Source organism: Luteococcus struthionis, from assembly GCF_048595755.1.
GTDB lineage: Bacteria > Actinomycetota > Actinomycetes > Propionibacteriales > Propionibacteriaceae > Luteococcus.
Window position 1 is genome coordinate 859,733 of the sequence record NZ_CP184360.1, and the last position, 17,030, is coordinate 876,762.

The following is a 17,030-nucleotide window of genomic DNA, read 5'->3' on the forward strand; positions in this document are numbered from 1 at the left end:
ACACTGCCGTCGCAGCGACGGTTCAGCGCAGGGTGGCCATGGCCTTGGCAGCCGGCACCAGGGTGTCGAAGAGGTCGTTGATCTCGCCGACCAGCCGCTCGGCGGGCTGGAACTTGCCGTCGGCGAAGTCGGTGAACAGGTTGATGGCCAGGGCATTGCGAATGTCGTACATGTTGAAGTTGGCGATGATGTTGCGCCAGTTCTCCACCGACATCACGCCGCCGTTGGCGCCGTAGCCGACGAAGGCGATGGCCTTCTTGCTCCACTCGTTGCCGAGCACGTCGACGGCATTCTTCAGGGCGGCGGGCACGCCGTGGTTGTACTCGGGGGTGACGAAGACATAGCCGTCGAACTCGTCGATCTTCTTGCTCCAGGCCTGGATCTCCGGCTCGGGGTACTGCTTGCCGAGCGCGGCGGGCGGGGTGGGGCTGGTCATGAAGGGCAGGTTGTAGTCGGCCAGGTCGAGCAGTTCATAGGTGGCATCGGTGCGAGTCTCGGCGCGGGCAGCCACCCAGTCACCGACCTGCTTGCCGACGCGGTTCTGGCGGGTGCTTCCGACGATGATGGCGATCTTCATGTTGCTCCTGTGGTTGCTCCGGTTGCTGTCTGGGGGCCCTGCGATGGCGAGAAGATGCTTGAACGCTCTACCACTGGGTCTGGTCCATCCTCTCCCACGGGAACGTGCGGTTGTAGGGTTTCGGGCATGAATCCGCTCTCGGCGTTACTGCGCCCCTTCGCCGTGGCGCAGGGCGAGCGCCTGCTGGGCGACCTGGCGGATGTGGAGCTGCCACCCGATGCGCCGCACGGCGTGGCCTCCCCCGCCGGAGGGGCACGAGAGCAGGGCCGCTTCCACCTGGTGCTGTTGGGGGACGCGACGGCCACCGGGGCTGGGGCTCCTTCCGCAGCGGAGGGCCTGCCGGGCACGGTGGGGCAGACGGTGGCCGATGGTCTGAGGCGTGAGGTCTTGTGGCAGGTGCTGGCGGAGCCGGGATCCTCGTCGCTGGGCCTGCACGGCCGACTGGTGCAGCAGGTGAGCCCGGCCGCTGATGCGGTGGTGGTGATGGTGGGCATGCACGACGTCCTGGCCCGCACCTCGCCCCGGGAGTGGCGTGAGCAGCTCGGTTCCTCGCTGGGACTGTTGGCTCGGGTGCCCCGAGTGGTGGTGGCGGGGTGCCCGCCCCTGGGCCGGGCGCCGAAGTTGTCGTGGCCGCTGACGGCACTGCTGGATGAGGACTGCCGCGCCCTTGATCGGGCCAGTGATCAGGTGTGCGCCGAGCGTGGCATCTCCTTCGTGGGGCTGCGCGGGCTGGGCACCGCTGCCGACGACTGGGCAGATGATGGCCTGCATCTGGGGCTTGCCGGGCAACGACGTCTGGCCACCATGCTCGCCGCCGCGATCCTGGCCTGAGCCTCAGGCGTGCCGGACGCGGCGGCGCCCCTCCATCACCTCCTGCATCAGGGTGACGGTCTCGTCGCGCAGATCGACGCCCAGACCGCGAGCGTGACGGGTGAGCTGCAGCACCAGGCGTTCCACCTCGAGCCGGTTGCCCGCCTGGTGCTCGGTGCGGATGCGGGCCTGCATCAGCAGCTCGTCGTGGGGCGCCGCGGCCAGTGCCCGTGCTGCTGCCCACCGGGCCAGGTCGAGATTGTGCAGCTGTAGGGCACGCTCGGTGAGCACTACTCCGACGTCGCGGATGACCGAGACCATGTCGGTGCGCAGCGCCTCGGCCCAGTGCCACTGCCCGGGCGCGGTGTCCGCCAGCGGCGCTCCCCTGACCAGTTCGAGGGCCTCGGTCAGGGCCTCCGTCGAGGTGCGGTTCACTCCCGAAGCGATGAGCAGCTGCAGATGCTCCCAGTCTGTGTCGACCCCCGGGTGGAGCTGGATCCGGCCCGAGTAGGCGTCGGGAAGGTAGGGCTGACCGTCGGGGTCACTGCCCAACCAGTTGCGCAGGCGGCTCATGTTGGAGCGGCGGGTGCCCTCGGCCACCATCAACTCACGCGACATGGTGGTGGAGGTTCGGCCGGGATTCTGGTGGATCCAGGCGCAGTACTCGATGCACTGGCGCCGGGCGCGGCTCGGTTCCGCGCCGCGACAGCCGTGCAGTTCCACTGGCCCCAGCAGCAACAGGGTGGGATGGAGGCTGCCAGAGGTCTCCACGGATATCTCCTCGTCGTGGTTGGGGGCGGGCCGGCGCGGCTCGATCAGCGCAAGGTTCGGGGGAAGGTCGTCGTCGTGGCACCACCACGGTGCGGGCGTGGTGGCTTGGCCGGTGGTCTTGAACAGCTCCACCAGGGCACGTCGCGCCTCGGGATCCACATGGTGGGGTCGGAAGTCGCAGCCATCGCTGCGCCTGTGGGCCCGGTCTGCGTCACGGACGTCGATGTGGTCCCCGGCCATCGCCTGGTCGTCGCACCGGATGAGCATGCTGATCCCCAGCGGCGCACCATCCAGGATGTGCTTGACGCGCTCCCACACAGCCGTCTCCGGCGCACTGGCCAGGACGAAGACCTCGGGTGCCCAGGCCTCTCCGAGCTCTGGGTCCTGACGCAGCTCGGGCACCGTCCTCGAGCGGCCACCGTCGCTCATCCTGGCCCGCCCCAGGGCGACGCGCCTCCTCACGGCCACACGCTCCAGCGCCTCCAGTGCCTGGTCGTGACCCGGCATGACCACGACTCCGGGCTCTTCCAGACTCGCCATCCAGGGCAGGTCACCCACGATGGTGACCCGGCTGTCGGCCGACCAGGGGTGCAGCGCCAGTCCGGTGACCGTCGCGGCCAGCAGGCCGTCGGCCACCTCGGGATCCCCACCGACGGTGGTGGTCACCGCCGCTTCCAGGTCGTGCAGCACCGGTTGGCCTTGCTCGTCGACTCCCAACAGGATCGCCGCGGGGGGTGCCGCGGCGGGTTCGGGCGCCTCGTCCGCAACCATGGCCAGAGCCGCCTCGAAGCGTTGGTTCTCCTTGGATGGTTCGGGCAGCCGACGCCCCAGCCCCCGCTGCAGCAGCTGCCCCCGTCGTCGGGCGGCCAGTGCACCAGCCAGGCCCGCGGCCAGCAGCACCCCCAGCCCCGCACGCACGGCATGGGTCAGCAGATCCGTCGGGGCCGACGTCAGTTCTGCCTCGGGAAGGCCCTCGTCTGGCGCCGTCGTGGCTTCGGTATGACCAGTCGGCTGCGGCCGGACGGTCGTCGCTGGCGCTTCGGGCAGGACGTGCCCGGATTTCTGGGCACCCGTCTCCGGGGGAGGCGCAGCTGCTGCCTGATCCGGCTCGGCGGCTGCAGTGGCTTGGGACGCGGCGTCCGCATCCGCTGGCGGATTGCTGGTGGACTCCCGGTGCTCGGCTGCACGCTCTTCCTCCGCGGTTACCGTCGGGAGTCTCAGCCGCCACCCCGCCTCGATCCGGTCGGGGTCGACGACGAGGTCGCGGTTCGCCGCACGAAGTTCCGGCCAGCGGCTGGCCTCTCCGAGATGTCTGGACGCCAGTCCACTGAGGGTGTCACCGGCGCCGACCGTCACGTGGGGAGAGGACTCCTCCTCGGGGGTCGCCATCCCTTCGGGAGCGGGTGCGGGCGGCGCCACCAGGCCGGGGAGCACGAGCCGCATCCCCACGGCAAGCACCGCCGCCGGATCCAGACCATTGGCGCGAGCGATCCGACGCCACTGCGTTCCGTCGCCGTAGTGCCGCTCGGCGATCGTCCACAGGTCATCACCTGACACCACCTCGTGTTCCCGTTCTGCAGGCCGGGACTCAGGGGCGGCACGGGTTCCTGCCGTCGACGCGGTTGCGCTGGTGCCAGCCGCTGCACCGGTTGGGCGACCTCCCGGGCTCTCGCTTGCCGCCGGCACGTGGGACCTGCCGTGCCCGCCAGTGACTGTCGGCTGCGCTCCGTTCGGGGCTTGCGTCTCGGGGGACGGCTTGCTTCCAGGTGACGAGACCTCGGCTCCGGTCGGCGATCCGGAAGCCTGCTGGGCACCCTCTCCTGCAGGTGCAGGCGTCGGGGCGGGAGATGCTGCCGCGGTGCCGAGACCGAGCATCGAGACCGCGGCCAACACCAGCATCGCCACCAGGGGCTGCAGTGCCGAAGTGCCCGGGATCCTGACCCGCAGCCGTTCACGGGTGAGCACTGCGACCAGCTCGGCAACCACCGAGCTGGTGAAGACTGCCCATGCCATCCATCCGGCCAGCGTCATGGCGGCCAGCAACACACCGCCGGTGTCGGGCAGCACCAGCAGGTTGGACCAGTCCAGTCCGCGCAGGGCTCCGAGCTGCCCCACCCGCAGCAGCAGCCACGGTGTTCCCAGCACCAGTACGCACAGTGCCAGCAGCGCCGCCGTGCCCTTCACCTGTCGCGTCATGGTGTCCTCTCCCTGAATGTGTCGAGCCGATGCGTGCCTGCCGCCCGTACCCGCCAGTGGCCCGGCAGTCCCGGTGCCACCAGGTCGTCCAGTGGCACCTGGCATGAGATCGCCACCCGGACGTCGGCCGTCGATCCGCTGGGGCGCAGGAAACCCGAGGTGTCCACGTCGACGGCGGCCGGCTCGCACGACAGGCCAAAGGCGTCGAGGTTGGCGGCGGCCACCCGTTCGGCGCGCAGCCGGGCCGCCCCACCGCTGCGTTCCAGGGTGGCGGCTCGAGCTGCTGCGCCGGCCGCATCCACCACCTGCGTGCGAGCCGACCACAACCGCCATCCCGCGACCAGGACGCCGAGGACCAGCACCAGCGCCGGAACCAGCACCACGACCTCGATCGCCGCGGCGCCCCGCTGGTTCCTGCCCCGCTGGTTCCTTCCCTGGCTCCGGCGCCGCCACCGACCTGTCATGACTCCTCCCGGGGCATGACGGCCCGTCCGTTGACCTGGGTGGGGCCGATGTCCCAGAAGGTGTCGACCCTGGCTGCCACCTGCACCGTGATGTCGGCATCCCGGTCGACGCTGATCCGGACGTCGCGCAGGCCGCCCTGCTCGGCCACGTCTCGTGCCACCTGACTGGCGACGTTGGCGTGGGCCCCTGCCAGTGCCTGCGCCTCGGCTCCCGCCAGCGCTGCGGCAGCCGCCACGCTGCGGCCGTACAGCACGATCGCGGCCTGCACCACGCCCAGCACCATCAGCATGAGCAGCGGCAACAGGATGGTCCACTGGACGGATTCGGACATGCCTCGTTGGTCGCGCACGCGCAGGCACCGACCGACCGGCATCACGGCAGAGGGCATGGCGTCTACTTGGGCATGTTGGACTGCACGTACTGGGTGACCGCGGTGACGACGATGACTGCCACCGCGACCGCTCCGGCGAGCAGGACGGCGTTCTCGGTGGACTGGGACAGACCACGCTCGTCGCGGCGGACGAGGGCGGCCTCGGTGGGATTGAGCAGCTGGACGACGAGTCCAATCAGGGCGGAGATGTTCATGTCGGGTCCTTTCACCAACAGTGTGTGCATCGGGTTTCACTTGTCCACAGCCTGTGGACAACGCTCGGAGAGTGGGCTCATCCCGCCACTCCGAGCAGCTTGAGGATCGGTGGGGCCAGGAAGGTGAGGCCGAAGACCACCGAGGGAATGACCATCCAGACGGTCATGCGTTCCGAGATCTCCTGGGCGGTGAGCTTCTCCGCCATCAGGTGCGAGTCACGCAGCTCCTTGACTCGAGCACGCAGGGTGTCGGCCAGCGCCGCGCCCTGCTCGTCGAGTCGCATCACGTCGGCCATGTCGGCGATCGCCGGCAGTTCCAGTTCCTGTGACAGGCGCCGCAATTCGTTCCACGGCGGGCGTTGCTCCAGCCGCGCACGTTCCACGGCGCCCCGCAGACGGACGAACAGCGGCACCTCCGAGACCGAGGCGGCGGCCATCATGGCCTGGCTCGACGAGGAGTTGGCCAGCCGTTCCAGGGTGACCAGGTCGAAGAAGGTGTGCAGCGCCTCCCCCGCGTCCGCCTGCACCGCGCGGCCGCTGCGGTGCAGCGAGATGTCGGGCCAGAACCAGCCCAGCGTCGCTGCTCCCAGCGACAGCACCAGCGGCACCGGCGCCACCACTCCGGTGAGCCCGAGCACGATGGCGCTGAGCACCAGTGGGGCAGCCAGCCCCACGCTGGTGAGAATCAGCTTCTCGGCGAAGAAGTCACCAATGGATCGACCGCGCAGCCCCAGGACACGCCGGGTACGGTCCGACAGCGGCAGGCGCAACCGGGTGAAGGCCCAGGCCCCCAACCGGCTCAACGGATCCTCGTCGCTGACGGCAGTCGACCACCCAGTGATGCTCCCCCTCGCGGCTGGATCGCGCTCGGCCAGCGCGGCCAGGGCATCGTCGAGCCGGGGTGGCCGGGAGCGCAGACCGGTCAGCACCAGGAACACGCCTGTGGCCAGGACCGTGCCGCAGAAGGCCACGAGGACCAGGGTCATGTCACGCATCGCCCACCGCCCCGGGGACGGGTGCGGCCAGTGGCCGCAGGATGCGTTCGCGTCGTCGTGGCCGGGTGATGTTGCGCATCACGACCAGTGATCCCGCATAGGACAGCAACAGTGAGCCCAGCACCACCTGCCCGATCGGGCTGCGGTAGGGGGCGAAGAAGTGCGGTTGCATCAGCATGGCCAGCCCCAGCGCGACGACGCTGATGAGGGTCACCTGACGCACCACGACGCGGGGCTTGGCACGTTCGGCCTCGATCTCGCGCAGGGCTCGCAATCGTGACTGGATGGAGTCGGCCAGTTCACCGAGGGTGGTGGCTGCGCCCACTCCACCGCGACGCGCGGACAGCACCAGGGCCGCGATCACCGCATCGGCGTCGGGACTGTCAAGGTCGTCGGCCAGCGCGAGCAGGGCTTCACGAGAGGTCCACCGGGAATCCAGCCTGACCACCATGAGTTGTACCGGCCCTCGGATGCGCTCGGGTGCCTGGCCCGCCGTGGCACGGATGGCGTCGGTCACCGACTTGCCGGTGGGCAAGGATGCGGCCAGTGCCCGCACCCAACGATCGAGGGCCTCGAGCACCTCGACGTCGCGGTTGGGTGGGTCGGACAGCAGCGCGGGCAGCCCCAGGGTGAGCAGTGGCACGAGGACCAGGAGCACGGGCCAGCCCGTCAGCAGGAAGGCGATGACGGTCAGGACCGCGGCAGCGACGAGGTGGATGCGCTGTCGGCGGGTGCGCCGCCGCCACATCCTTTCCACAGTTGTCCACAGGCTTGTGGACTTGGCTGTGGACAACTCTCTGGGACGGCGGAGAAGGCCCTCCGCAAGCAGCAGGAATCCTGCCACCACGCAGAATCCGCAGATTCCTGCCAGGACGGGAGTCATCTCGTCGCCTCGAAACTGCCCGTGAATTCCGCCAGTTCATCCACAAGCTGTGGATCGGGGTGCCAGACGGCCGGGCGTGTCGGCGAGGCGGCCCGGTACAGCAGGTGGGTGATCGGACGGCCACCCTCGATAGCACCGGTCAGCATCCGGACCTCGGCGACGTGTCTGCTGCGGGTCCCCCCGCGCCAGGTGTCATCCACCAGCTGTACGTGCACCAGCAGGTGGATGTTGTGGGCGATCTGGCGATAGGCCTCATCGACGCCCAGCACACCGCCCTGTGCCACTCGTGAGGCGAGGCGGTCCATGGTGGAGGAGGCCGAGTGTGAGTGCGTGGTGGACAGGCTTCCCGCGCCGGACTGCATTGCCTCGAACATGGCGGAGGCCTCGCCACCACGCACCTCACCGACGATGATGCGCGAAAGGTTCTGCCGCAGCGCCTCGGGGATCAGGTCGCTGATGGTGAACTCCCCCATCCGACTGCCGTCCGCGCCGCGTTCCCCCATGCCGATACGGGCCTGCAGGGCAACCATGTTTCGTCGCCCCGCCTGGAGGTGCGTGAGGAGTTCGTAGTCGGTCTCGAGCGTGCCGAAGCGCTCGGTCTCGGGAATCGCCCCGATCAGGGCGCGCAGCAGGGTGGTCTTTCCCGCGCCCTGATCGCCCGAGATCACCATCGACTTGCGGGCCAGGATCGCCCGGTGCAGCAGCTCTGCCAACTCCAGCGGCATCATCCCGCCCTCGGCCAGCTCGGCGAGCGTGACGCTGGTGAGGATGTGCTGCCGGATGACGATGCTGGGTCTGAAGCTCAGGCCAAAGCCGATGGCGTGCAGTCGGAACCGGTCACCGAGCGAGAGCGTCATCATCGGGTGGGCGTCGTCAAAGGGGCGGCTGGGGCTGGCAGACTCCCCTAGGAAGCGAATGGCCTCCACCAGCTCCTCGTCGGAGTCGGCCACCGGCGGGTGCTCTTCTCGTCGGCCGTCGCCGTACTGCACCACGACGCAATCCCACCCGTGGATCTCGATGTTCTCCGCATCGGGAATCTCGAACAGTGGCTGCAGGCGGCCATAGCCGAAGATGGCATCCTCCACGGCGGTCGCGCACGCCTGTTCCAGCTCGATGGGCCACAGCGCCTGCCCTTGCCGCGCCAATTCCTCGGCATGGGCACGCACCACCTGGCGGATGATGGAACGTCCCATCATCCGGCGGTCCTCGGGCTGCATCGCGCGTCCGTGTTCACGAGCCCACAGGTCACCGGTGTCACTGATCTGTTCGGAGGCGCGGCGCCGCAGGAGCACCACCACGGACCAGTCGACGTCCAGGGCGCTGACCGCGGTGGACGTCGCGGGACGAGAGGCGCTCGTCTGTTTCACCCACCCCTGCAGCGCCTGGTTGCCGGCCATGAACTCCGGGGTCCCGGCGTCGGTCAGACTGCGCAGGGCAACTCCCAAGGCAGGCACGGGTGCGGTCTCGCGGCGCGCCATCACGCGCTCCACTCGCCGCTGGACCGGGTTCCGGCAACCACCTCGGAACGTCGCTGGACTCTTTCGGCAAGTCTGGAGGCCCCGGCACGGTGACTGCGCACCAACGCTCCGCCTCGACGGGGGCGCGCGGCCCAGGTCCGTGCCTCGCCGTCGCTCAGCACCGCCGCCTGGCGCGGATCCCAGGCGACGGCATGCGCCACGGGCACTGCGAACTGACGTTCCACCTCCGCGGTGACATAGGGCCGCCCGGCACCGACGACCAGGAGTTCGATGCGAGTGGCGCAACCGATCGCTTCCACCTGGCTCTGGAGCGTCGGCAGGTGCAGTTGCAGTGCGGCCAGGGAACGCAGGGAACTGCGCACACAGACCAGCAGCAGGTCGCTGCCCGCCACCAGTGCTGCCGGCAGCCCTTCCCTGCCGATCCGTCCGGCATCGATCAGCACGTCGGTGCCGCTGGCACCCAGCGCGACGCAGGCGTCGACGAAGTCCTGCCACACGGGCAGGAAGAGTCCGCTGGCCGCCGGGTGGCTGAATCCAGGCAGGAATCGACGTTCCACGACATGCTTCGCGTCGGGAGGATTCGCACCGTTGGGTTGGTCCTGGGCATCGGCCTCGGCGGTGGGCAGCAGGCTGACGGTCTGCAGCCACAGCTCCTCGCCCACATGGCGCTGCTCCCGATGGACGCTGGCCAGTGGCCCCAGCCCACGGCCCCCAAGGTCAACTCCGTGCAGCCATCCCGCCTGCAGGGCCTGCGAGGGGTCACGGTCGCAGTCGGCCAACAGGACGTCGCGGGGCCACTGCAGGGCCAGGCCCAGGGCCGTGGTGGTGACTCCCGGCGCTCCTGTGGCGCTGGTCAGCGTGATGACGGCCATCTCAGCTGCCCGCCTGACGCACGACGCTGAGCAGGTCGCGGGCGGCCAGATCGGCCAACCGGTGCGCCTGGGCCTCTGGCACGGCGACGTCCATGGTTCGGGTGCTTCCGTCGGGCATCAGGTCGGGTGCCAGCACCACCTCGGCATCCACCACCAGCCCCGTGCTCTGTGACTTGTCCGAGGTGATCTCCACCAGCTGCAAGCGGGTTCCGGCAGGCAGTTCACCATTGGGTACCCGGCCTGCCACGAGTTTCAGTCCCAACTGGGACATGCCCTTGGGAAGCTGTGTGCGGCCCACGCTGGACTCGGCCACCAGTGATCCGGCCGGCAGGTCCACCAGTGCCTGCTGCCCCACCAGGCTCTGGAGGCGCTCGGCCGGGACCGTCCTCACGCCGGGAGCCGGGCCGATGGTGACGACCGAGACGTCGGTGGCCTTGATCTCCACCCCACGGGGAATGGTGCGCTGCATCACCACCACCTGGTTGGAGTGCGCAGCCTCCTGGAAGGCGAGAGCGGCACCCAGGCCACCCAAGCAGGCCATCAGCACTCCCGCGGCCACCAGGCGGGGACTCCTGCGAGGACGCAGGTGTGCTGCCGTCGGCGAGTGCTCGCTGCGCACCGCCCCGGAACGCTCGCTGCGCTCGACCACCGGCGCCGACTTGGGAGACCTGGATGCCATGCAGGGAGAGTGGCATGCCGGTGGTCAACAGGACGACCGCCATAGAGGCCACCCACTGGTTGTCCCCAGACCCCGACGGTTGTCCACAGAAAACCTGTGGATAACTCGGCTTCGCTGTGCACAACTCCTAGCCAGCACCGCTTGTTGAACGTTCGTCCACACCATGCACCGGTGGATGACGCCTCAGCCATGTCACCCCTTCAAATTCTCGGTTTTCCCATCAGGACAGGCATTGCGGTCCGCACACCACGATCTGGGGTGACACGGGGTGACAGTGGGGTGTCAGTGGGGTGACACGGGCGGGCCCAAGCGCTCCAGAAATCCTCGCCGGGGCCCGCACCGGGCCCACCACGTCTTACAGGAATCTCCCTGACAAGGTCTTTCACGAGAGGGAAGGGCGATGTCAGGAAATCACCCCGTGCTTCCTTTCCGTCCCGCGAGACGGAGCCCCCGCGCGAGGGATTCCACGAGGTGCATGAGCACGACACGCGGCCACGATTGACCCTTCCATCTCTCATCGCGAGAACTTGCCGAAGATCCTTCGGAATCCACCGATCTTCCACCTCCGCACGCGCTCACGTGCCGCGAAAACGCCGAAGATTGTTCTGATTGACCGTAAAAAGTCTTCCGCAACGCTCCTTCCTCTCCAAGAATCGAGGGAAGACGCCGCCAGCAAGCCCGCGGCATCACCCAGCAAGGAGTCACTCGCACAGCAAAGGAGCTGTCATGCGCATCGCCATTCCCACCGAGGTCAAGAACAACGAGTTCCGCGTCGGCATCACCCCCGTCGGCGTTCACGAACTGGTCAGGCACGGCCATGAGGTCTTCGTGCAGAAGGGAGCCGGCCTCGGCTCCGCCATCCCCGATGAGGAATACATCGAGCAGGGCGCCACCATGGTCGAAACGGCCGAAGAGACCTGGGCCAAGGGCGAGATGGTGATCAAGGTCAAGGAGCCCATCGAGCAGGAATACGGCTTCCTGCGCGAGGACATGATCCTGTTCACCTACCTGCACCTGGCCGCCGACAAGCCCCAGACCGACGCACTGCTCAAGGCCGGCACCACCGGCATCGCCTACGAGACGGTGCAGCTTCCCGACCGTTCACTGCCGCTGCTCTACCCGATGAGTGAGGTGGCAGGTTGCCTGGCCCCGCAGATGGGCGCCACACACCTGATGAAGCCCCATGGTGGACTTGGCGAGCTGCTCGGGGGCGTCGGCGGTGTCCAGCAGGCCAAGGTCGTCGTCCTCGGCGGCGGCGTCGCCGGTCAAAATGCGGCGCAGATCGCCATGGGCATGGGTGCCGATGTCACCATCCTCGACGTCGACCTCAACAAGCTGCGCCAGAGCTACTGGCGCTACGGCAACAAGGTCCACGCCCTGGCCTCCTCGGCGCTGACGGTGCGCGAGCAGGTGCTGACCGCTGATCTGGTCATCGGCACCGTACTGATCCCCGGTGCCAAGGCTCCCAAGCTCGTCACCAACGAGATGGTCTCCCAGATGAAGCCGGGCTCCGTGCTCGTCGACGTCGCGATCGACCAGGGTGGCTGCTTCGAGGACTCGCACCCCACCACGCACGCCGATCCCACCTTCATGGTCCACAACTCGGTCTTCTACTGCGTGGCCAACATGCCCGGCGCCGTCCCGAACACCTCCACCTGGGCGCTGACCAATGCCACCCTCCCCTACGCCGTGCGCATCGCGGACAAGGGTTGGAAGCAGGCACTGATCGATGACCCGGCTCTCGCCAAGGGCCTCAACACCCACGCCGGCAAGTGCACCTTCAAGGGTGTCGCCGAGGCCTTCGACCTGGAGTACACCCCCGTCGAGGATGTCCTGAAGTAGTCCGCACACAGGCCATGTGGCGGGGGTTGCAATGTCGCAGCCCCCGCCCACTGGCACCATCAGGAAACACCTACAAGACCAAGCAAACCCGGAGAAGACAAGGGAGTCCTCCATGACCGACCAGAACACGACCCAGACCGGCCCGGTCCCACCGAATGCACGGCGCCCAACCACGGGTCTGGGCGCGCAAGAAGTCCAGCTGCAGCGTGGCCTGACCAACCGACACCTGCAGCTCATCGCCATCGGCGGCGCCATCGGCACCGGCCTGTTCCTCGGATCCGGCCGCACCATCCACCTCGCTGGCCCGTCGATCCTGCTCGTCTACATGATCATCGGCTTCTTCCTCTTCTTCGTGATGCGAGCCATGGGCGAGCTGCTGCTCTCCAATCTGGCCTACAAGTCCTTCGCTGACTTCGCGACGGACCTGATCGGCCCCTGGGCCGGTTTCTACATCGGCTGGACCTACTGGATGTGTTGGGTGGTCATCGGCATCGCCGACACCGTCGCCATCTGTGGCTACCTGTCCGTCTGGTATCCGGACCTGCCCAAGTGGATCCCCGCCCTGTGCACCGTGCTGTTGCTGACCGGGTTGAACATGGTGGCCGTCAGGCTCTTCGGTGAGCTGGAGTTCTGGTTCGCGATGATCAAGATCGTCACGATCGTCGCCCTCATCTTCGTCGGTGGCTACCTGGCCCTGACCGCCTTCCAGCCTCCGCAGGCCGGCGCCCCGGCCGCCTCCGTCGCGCACCTGTGGGACCGCGGAGGATTCTTCCCGACGGGCATCTCCGGCTTCCTCGCCGGCTTCCAAATCGCCATCTTCTCCTTCCAAGGCATCGAGATGGCCGGCACCGCCGCCGCGGAGACCGCCGATCCGACGCACAACCTGCCGAAGGCCATCAACTCGATCCCCGCCCGTGTGCTGATCTTCTACGTGCTGGCGCTGGGCGTCATCATGTCGGTGGTTCCGTGGGACCTGATCGATCCGGAGCACAGCCCCTTCGTGACGATGTTCGGCTTCGTCGGCATCGTGATCGCCTTCCACGTGATCAACTTCGTGGTGCTCACCTCGGCCGCGTCATCGGCCAACTCGGGTGTCTACTCCACCTCGCGCATCATGTACGGCCTGGCCCGCGAGGGCGACGCACCGCAGCGCTTCGCCGAACTGTCCAGCCGCCACATCCCCCGCAATGCCCTCTTCCTGACCGCCCTGTGCATTTCACCAGCCATCATCATGGTCTCGATCGAGGGCTCGGTGATGGAGGCCTTCAGCATGATCGCCGGTGTCTCCTCGGTGCTCTACATCTCCGTGTGGGGCCTGATCATGTACAGCTACATGCGCTACCTGAAGAAGTTCCCCGAGCGCCACGCCACCAGCGCCTTCAAGATGCCGCTGCCGCGCTTCATGCCGATTGCGACGCTGGTCTTCTTCGCAGCCATCTTCGTCGTGCTGGCCCTCTCGAAGGACTCCCGGATGGCCCTGCTCGCCGCTCCTATCTGGATCGGCTTCATGGCGCTGCTGTACCGCCTGATGGGTCCGGAGAAGCGCCATCACGCCAAGCTGGACTTCGACGCCCTGCGCGAGATCGAGGAGGCTGCACACGGGGCTGCTGCACACGGCCGCACCCAGGATCAGTAGTCTCGACCATGTGACCAAGGACGCCTCACACCACGCCCAGGGTGGGCCACGGAGCCGCGGCCCACGTCAGCTGGACGCCACCGACCACCAGATCATCAGGTTGCTGATGGACAACGGCCGGATCAGCAATGCGGCGCTCGCCGCGGCCACCAAGACCGCCGAGTCGACAAGCCATGCACGTGTCCAGGCCCTACGGGAGGCGGGGGTGATTGCCGGAATCCATGCCGAGGTGGACACCGCCGCGATCGGACGCCCCCTGCAGGCGCTGATCTTCGTCCGGATCCACCCCAGCTCCCGCGAGGAACTGCAGCCGGAGACCGAACGGCTGGCCAAACTGCCGGCGGTGCTGGACGTCTTCTTCCTGGGCGGCCACTACGACTTCGTCCTGTGGGTGGCCGCCCAGGATCCCATGGAGCTGCGCTCCTTCGTGCTGCACGACCTGAGCGAGCACCGCGCCATCGCCAGCACCGAGACCTCGGTGGTGCTGGAGCACCGACGCGGCACCAACTTCAACGCACCACCACAGGCCGACTGACCTCAGATCGCGTCGAACATCTCCTCGAAGCTCTTGGTGATGGTGAAGTCCCCCGCGGTCGCCGATCGCGCCTTCTTCTGCGGTGCCGGACTTCCTTCGTCCAGCTCATCCTCAAGGGATGTCCCCTGGCGCACCCGAACCATGGCCACGAGTTCCTTGGCGGCCTTGGCGATTCGCTCCTGCAGCCCAGAGCTCGTATCACCCCAGTCCTCGGTGGCGGCAAAGACGCTGGTGGGCACCACGGCAGCCTTGAGGTAGAAGAACAACGGCAGCATCGCCTGGTCGATCGCCAGCGAATGACGCGGTGTGCCGCCGGTGGCGGCAAGCAGGACTGGCTTGTCCAGCAGCGCACCCTCATGCAGCACGTCGAAGAACATCTTGAACAACCCAGAGAAGGACGCATTGAAGATGGGGCTCACCACGATGAGCCCGTCGGAATCGACCACTTCCTGGACCGCGCGCTCCACCTCGGGTGACTGCACCCGGGTGAGCAGCGCATTGACCAGGTCATGGGCCAACAGGCGCAATTCGATGTGGTGCACCTGCGGGGCGCCGGTGGCCGTGGCCAGGCTCTCCCCCAGCATGTGACTGCTCGACGGATCCCCAAGCCCGGCACTGATGACAACGATCTTCAACTCGACTCACAACCTTTCGTCATTCCAACGCACCCAAGGGCCCAGGCATTCCCGCGACGGGTCCCCAGAGCGGGCCGGGGCAAACGGTTCCCATGGCGGCGCGCGAGAGGCAAAGACCTAGAGTGTCGGCGTGACTTCGCCCACCACACACCAGCCCCGCAACCTCAGCCGAGAGATCGCCGTCCTGGCCATCCCGGCCTTCGCGACGCTGGTGAGTGAGCCCCTGTTGCTGATGGCCGATTCGGCCATGGTGGGGCACCTGGGCACCACGCAGCTGGCCGGGCTGGGGCTGGCCAGCAGCGTGATGAGCATCATCAATGGTCTGTGCGTCTTCCTGGCCTACGGCACCACCAGCCTGGTGGCGCGTCGGGTCGGCGCCGGTGACAAGCCCCGCGCCCTGGCCGCCGGCATCGACGGCATGACCCTGGGCCTTGGCCTGGGACTGGTGCTGGCGCTGTTGCTGCAGGCCTTCTCACCCACGGTCATCGGCTGGTACGGCGGCTCGTCGGAGGTCTCCGCGCAGGCAGTGGCCTATCTGCGGATCGCGGGCTGGGGCCTGCCGATGCTCTTGCTCATGCTGGCCTCCACCGGGGTGCTGCGTGGGTTGAAGGACACCCGCACCCCGCTGGTGGTGGCGGTGAGCATGAACCTGGTGAACATCGGCCTGAACTGGATCTTCATGTATCAGCTGCACCTGGGGATCCGCGGCTCCGCGCTGGGCACGGTGCTGGCCCAGGCCGTGGGTTCGGCCACCTTGGCATGGGTGGTCCTGCGGGGAGCGAGGGCCGCGGGGACCACGCTGCGGATCAACCCCGCCGGTGTGCTGCAGGCCGCTCGCGGCGGAGTGTGGCTGGTGGCGCGCAGCGTGTGGCTGCAGCTGAGCCTGGCCGTCACGGTGATGGTGGCGGCGCGCACCGGCGCGATCGGCTTGGCAGGCCACCAGGTGACCAATTCCATCTGGGCCTTCCTGTGCCTGGCGCTGGATGCGCTGGCGATCGCCGCCCAGGCCCTGGTGGGCCATGAGCTGGGAGCGCGACGGCCAGACCGGGTGCGGGCCATCACCGCCAAGTTGTGCTGGTGGGGCGTGGGCGGCGGCATCGTCTTCGGCGTGCTGCTGGCCTTGGTGCGTGGGCTGCTCGCGCCGGTCTTCACGCCGGACGCCCAGGTGCAGCAGCTGCTGATGCAACTACTGCTGGTGCTGGCCCTGATCACGCCGATCGCCGGCATCGTCTTCGTGCTGGACGGGGTGTTGATCGGGGCCGGCGATGCCAAGTACCTGGCCTTCGCCGGTTTCGTCGCCACGGTGGTCTACGTGCCCATGGCACTCATGGTCAACCACACCCGCTCGGGAGTGGTCTGGCTGTGGGTGGCCTATGGCGGCTATCTGGTGGCCAGAGTGGCCACGTTGACCGTCCGGGCGCGCAGCACCGCGTGGATGCGGCTGGGCGCCTGAACCGGGCTGGATCAGCCAATCGCGCGCAAGGGCTGCGCATTGCGACGGAAGTCGACGTGGACGACGGGTGCCAGTTCCTCGCGGGGCTGGTCGTCGCGAACCACCACGCGGGTGGCGCGGGCTGCCGCCAGGTCGAAGACCTCCGCGGTCTGCTGGGTGCGCTTGTGCGGGATCGGGGCGACGGCGGCCTGGGCCACCTGCTGCTCCCGGTTGCGACGAACGCTCATCTCCAGCCCCATCATGACGCTGAATGGCAACAGCAGCAGCGGAAGCCACAAGGCCCCGGTGATGATGCCCCAGGCCACGAGCGCTGCCCCCGCAAGCGCCACGCCAGCCAGGCTGGTGTTGCGTTGAATCTTCGAACCCAGATGGGTCGAGTCCTGCATGTGTTTTCCCCCTTGTGTGCCGCCAGGCCCCCCAGCCCGACGTCGAGCACGACGTTACGCGTCACATTGGGATTTTTCGTCCTGGCGGCGTTCATTCACACGGGGCGCTCAGAATCGGGGGTCGAAATGTCCCCCGATCGCGGGACAGCCTCCTGACTACCGGCACATGGGTGACGGCACGAGAAGTGGGGAGCTTTCCCACCGATGTCGGTGGAAAAGCTCCCCACAAGGT

General features: G+C 68.0%; 17 protein-coding genes. 5 read left to right on the forward strand and 12 right to left on the reverse strand.

All coding sequences use genetic code 11. The annotated features are described in order from the left end of the window. Nucleotides 1-22: 22 nt before the first annotated feature. A complete protein-coding gene (locus ACOAMO_RS03995) occupies nt 23-577 on the reverse strand; it encodes an NADPH-dependent FMN reductase (RefSeq protein ID WP_420176301.1) in 555 nt (184 codons plus the stop codon). A 126-nt stretch (nt 578-703) separates the two neighbouring features. On the opposite strand from ACOAMO_RS03995, the gene ACOAMO_RS04000 reads away from it, so the two are divergent. Then, nucleotides 704-1,408, forward strand: a complete 705-nt coding sequence (locus ACOAMO_RS04000; RefSeq protein ID WP_420176302.1) for an SGNH/GDSL hydrolase family protein — start codon at nt 704-706, stop codon at nt 1,406-1,408. 3 nt (nt 1,409-1,411) lie between these two features. Here the strand turns inward: ACOAMO_RS04000 and ACOAMO_RS04005 are convergent, their stop codons facing one another. From ACOAMO_RS04005 to ACOAMO_RS04045, 9 genes are all read right to left on the reverse strand, one after another. After that, entirely contained in the window at nt 1,412-4,354 is a 2,943-nt protein-coding gene (locus tag ACOAMO_RS04005) for a LysM peptidoglycan-binding domain-containing protein (protein WP_420176303.1), read from the reverse strand. After that, nucleotides 4,351-4,818 carry a TadE/TadG family type IV pilus assembly protein gene (locus ACOAMO_RS04010; protein ID WP_420176304.1) on the reverse strand — a complete coding sequence of 156 codons (468 nt, stop codon included), beginning with the start codon at nt 4,816-4,818 and terminating at the stop codon, nt 4,351-4,353. Before ACOAMO_RS04010 ends, ACOAMO_RS04005 begins: the two co-directional genes overlap by 4 nt. Then, entirely contained in the window at nt 4,815-5,150 is a 336-nt protein-coding gene (locus tag ACOAMO_RS04015) for a TadE/TadG family type IV pilus assembly protein (RefSeq protein WP_420176305.1), read from the reverse strand. The genes ACOAMO_RS04010 and ACOAMO_RS04015 overlap by 4 nt, the downstream gene beginning before the upstream one ends. Nucleotides 5,151-5,212: 62 nt before the next feature. Beyond that, a complete protein-coding gene (locus ACOAMO_RS04020) occupies nt 5,213-5,404 on the reverse strand; it encodes a hypothetical protein (protein ID WP_420176306.1) in 192 nt (63 codons plus the stop codon). A gap of 77 nt (nt 5,405-5,481) precedes the next feature. Beyond that, a complete protein-coding gene (locus ACOAMO_RS04025; protein ID WP_420176307.1) occupies nt 5,482-6,390 on the reverse strand; it encodes a hypothetical protein in 909 nt (302 codons plus the stop codon). Between the two features lies 1 nt (nt 6,391). Further along, nucleotides 6,392-7,147: a type II secretion system F family protein gene (locus ACOAMO_RS04030; protein ID WP_420176308.1), complete on the reverse strand. Its 756-nt coding sequence runs from the start codon at nt 7,145-7,147 to the stop codon at nt 6,392-6,394. A 131-nt stretch (nt 7,148-7,278) separates the two neighbouring features. After that, nucleotides 7,279-8,679 (reverse strand): CpaF family protein, encoded by a 1,401-nt coding sequence (locus ACOAMO_RS04035; RefSeq protein ID WP_420176961.1) that lies wholly within the window; start codon nt 8,677-8,679, stop codon nt 7,279-7,281. Between the two features lie 80 nt (nt 8,680-8,759). Next, nucleotides 8,760-9,632 (reverse strand): hypothetical protein, encoded by an 873-nt coding sequence (locus tag ACOAMO_RS04040; RefSeq protein ID WP_420176309.1) that lies wholly within the window; start codon nt 9,630-9,632, stop codon nt 8,760-8,762. A 1-nt stretch (nt 9,633) separates the two neighbouring features. Further along, a complete protein-coding gene (locus ACOAMO_RS04045) occupies nt 9,634-10,311 on the reverse strand; it encodes an SAF domain-containing protein (protein ID WP_420176310.1) in 678 nt (225 codons plus the stop codon). A 726-nt stretch (nt 10,312-11,037) separates the two neighbouring features. Between ACOAMO_RS04045 and ald the strand changes: the two genes are divergently transcribed. From ald to ACOAMO_RS04060, 3 genes are all read left to right on the forward strand, one after another. Further along, nucleotides 11,038-12,153, forward strand: coding sequence for an alanine dehydrogenase (gene ald, locus ACOAMO_RS04050; protein WP_420176311.1), 1,116 nt, complete (start codon nt 11,038-11,040; stop codon nt 12,151-12,153). 112 nt (nt 12,154-12,265) lie between these two features. After that, complete coding sequence (locus ACOAMO_RS04055) at nt 12,266-13,789, forward strand: amino acid permease (protein ID WP_420176312.1); 1,524 nt, start codon at nt 12,266-12,268, stop codon at nt 13,787-13,789. Between the two features lie 10 nt (nt 13,790-13,799). Continuing rightward, the gene (locus ACOAMO_RS04060) at nt 13,800-14,324 is read left to right on the forward strand and encodes an Lrp/AsnC family transcriptional regulator (RefSeq protein WP_420176313.1); all 525 of its coding nucleotides are present in this window, start codon (nt 13,800-13,802) and stop codon (nt 14,322-14,324) included. A gap of 2 nt (nt 14,325-14,326) precedes the next feature. On the opposite strand, the gene ACOAMO_RS04065 is transcribed toward ACOAMO_RS04060, so the two are convergent. Further along, on the reverse strand, nt 14,327-14,959 hold the full coding sequence (locus tag ACOAMO_RS04065) for a CE1759 family FMN reductase (RefSeq protein WP_420176314.1): 633 nt from the start codon (nt 14,957-14,959) through the stop codon (nt 14,327-14,329). 130 nt (nt 14,960-15,089) lie between these two features. Here ACOAMO_RS04065 and ACOAMO_RS04070 point away from each other — a divergent pair, with 130 nt between their 5' ends. Beyond that, a complete protein-coding gene (locus ACOAMO_RS04070) occupies nt 15,090-16,412 on the forward strand; it encodes an MATE family efflux transporter (protein WP_420176315.1) in 1,323 nt (440 codons plus the stop codon). Between the two features lie 11 nt (nt 16,413-16,423). On the opposite strand, the gene ACOAMO_RS04075 is transcribed toward ACOAMO_RS04070, so the two are convergent. Next, complete coding sequence (locus tag ACOAMO_RS04075; RefSeq protein ID WP_420176316.1) at nt 16,424-16,798, reverse strand: hypothetical protein; 375 nt, start codon at nt 16,796-16,798, stop codon at nt 16,424-16,426. Nucleotides 16,799-17,030: the final 232 nt, after the last annotated feature.

What these genes read in the sequence shown, in the direction of transcription:
- ACOAMO_RS04010 (WP_420176304.1), bottom strand. Translation starts at nt 4,818, where the DNA reads ATGACAGGTCGGTGGCGGCGCCGGAGCCAGGGAAGGAACCAGCGGGGC.
- ald (WP_420176311.1), top strand. Translation starts at nt 11,038, where the DNA reads ATGCGCATCGCCATTCCCACCGAGGTCAAGAACAACGAGTTCCGCGTC.
- ACOAMO_RS04045 (WP_420176310.1), bottom strand. Translation starts at nt 10,311, where the DNA reads ATGGCATCCAGGTCTCCCAAGTCGGCGCCGGTGGTCGAGCGCAGCGAG.
- ACOAMO_RS04015 (WP_420176305.1), bottom strand. Translation starts at nt 5,150, where the DNA reads ATGTCCGAATCCGTCCAGTGGACCATCCTGTTGCCGCTGCTCATGCTG.
- ACOAMO_RS03995 (WP_420176301.1), bottom strand. Translation starts at nt 577, where the DNA reads ATGAAGATCGCCATCATCGTCGGAAGCACCCGCCAGAACCGCGTCGGC.
- ACOAMO_RS04035 (WP_420176961.1), bottom strand. Translation starts at nt 8,679, where the DNA reads ATGGCCGGCAACCAGGCGCTGCAGGGGTGGGTGAAACAGACGAGCGCC.
- ACOAMO_RS04000 (WP_420176302.1), top strand. Translation starts at nt 704, where the DNA reads ATGAATCCGCTCTCGGCGTTACTGCGCCCCTTCGCCGTGGCGCAGGGC.
- ACOAMO_RS04030 (WP_420176308.1), bottom strand. Translation starts at nt 7,147, where the DNA reads ATGTGGCGGCGGCGCACCCGCCGACAGCGCATCCACCTCGTCGCTGCC.
- ACOAMO_RS04025 (WP_420176307.1), bottom strand. Translation starts at nt 6,390, where the DNA reads ATGACCCTGGTCCTCGTGGCCTTCTGCGGCACGGTCCTGGCCACAGGC.
- ACOAMO_RS04055 (WP_420176312.1), top strand. Translation starts at nt 12,266, where the DNA reads ATGACCGACCAGAACACGACCCAGACCGGCCCGGTCCCACCGAATGCA.
- ACOAMO_RS04075 (WP_420176316.1), bottom strand. Translation starts at nt 16,798, where the DNA reads ATGCAGGACTCGACCCATCTGGGTTCGAAGATTCAACGCAACACCAGC.
- ACOAMO_RS04040 (WP_420176309.1), bottom strand. Translation starts at nt 9,632, where the DNA reads ATGGCCGTCATCACGCTGACCAGCGCCACAGGAGCGCCGGGAGTCACC.
- ACOAMO_RS04005 (WP_420176303.1), bottom strand. Translation starts at nt 4,354, where the DNA reads ATGACGCGACAGGTGAAGGGCACGGCGGCGCTGCTGGCACTGTGCGTA.
- ACOAMO_RS04020 (WP_420176306.1), bottom strand. Translation starts at nt 5,404, where the DNA reads ATGAACATCTCCGCCCTGATTGGACTCGTCGTCCAGCTGCTCAATCCC.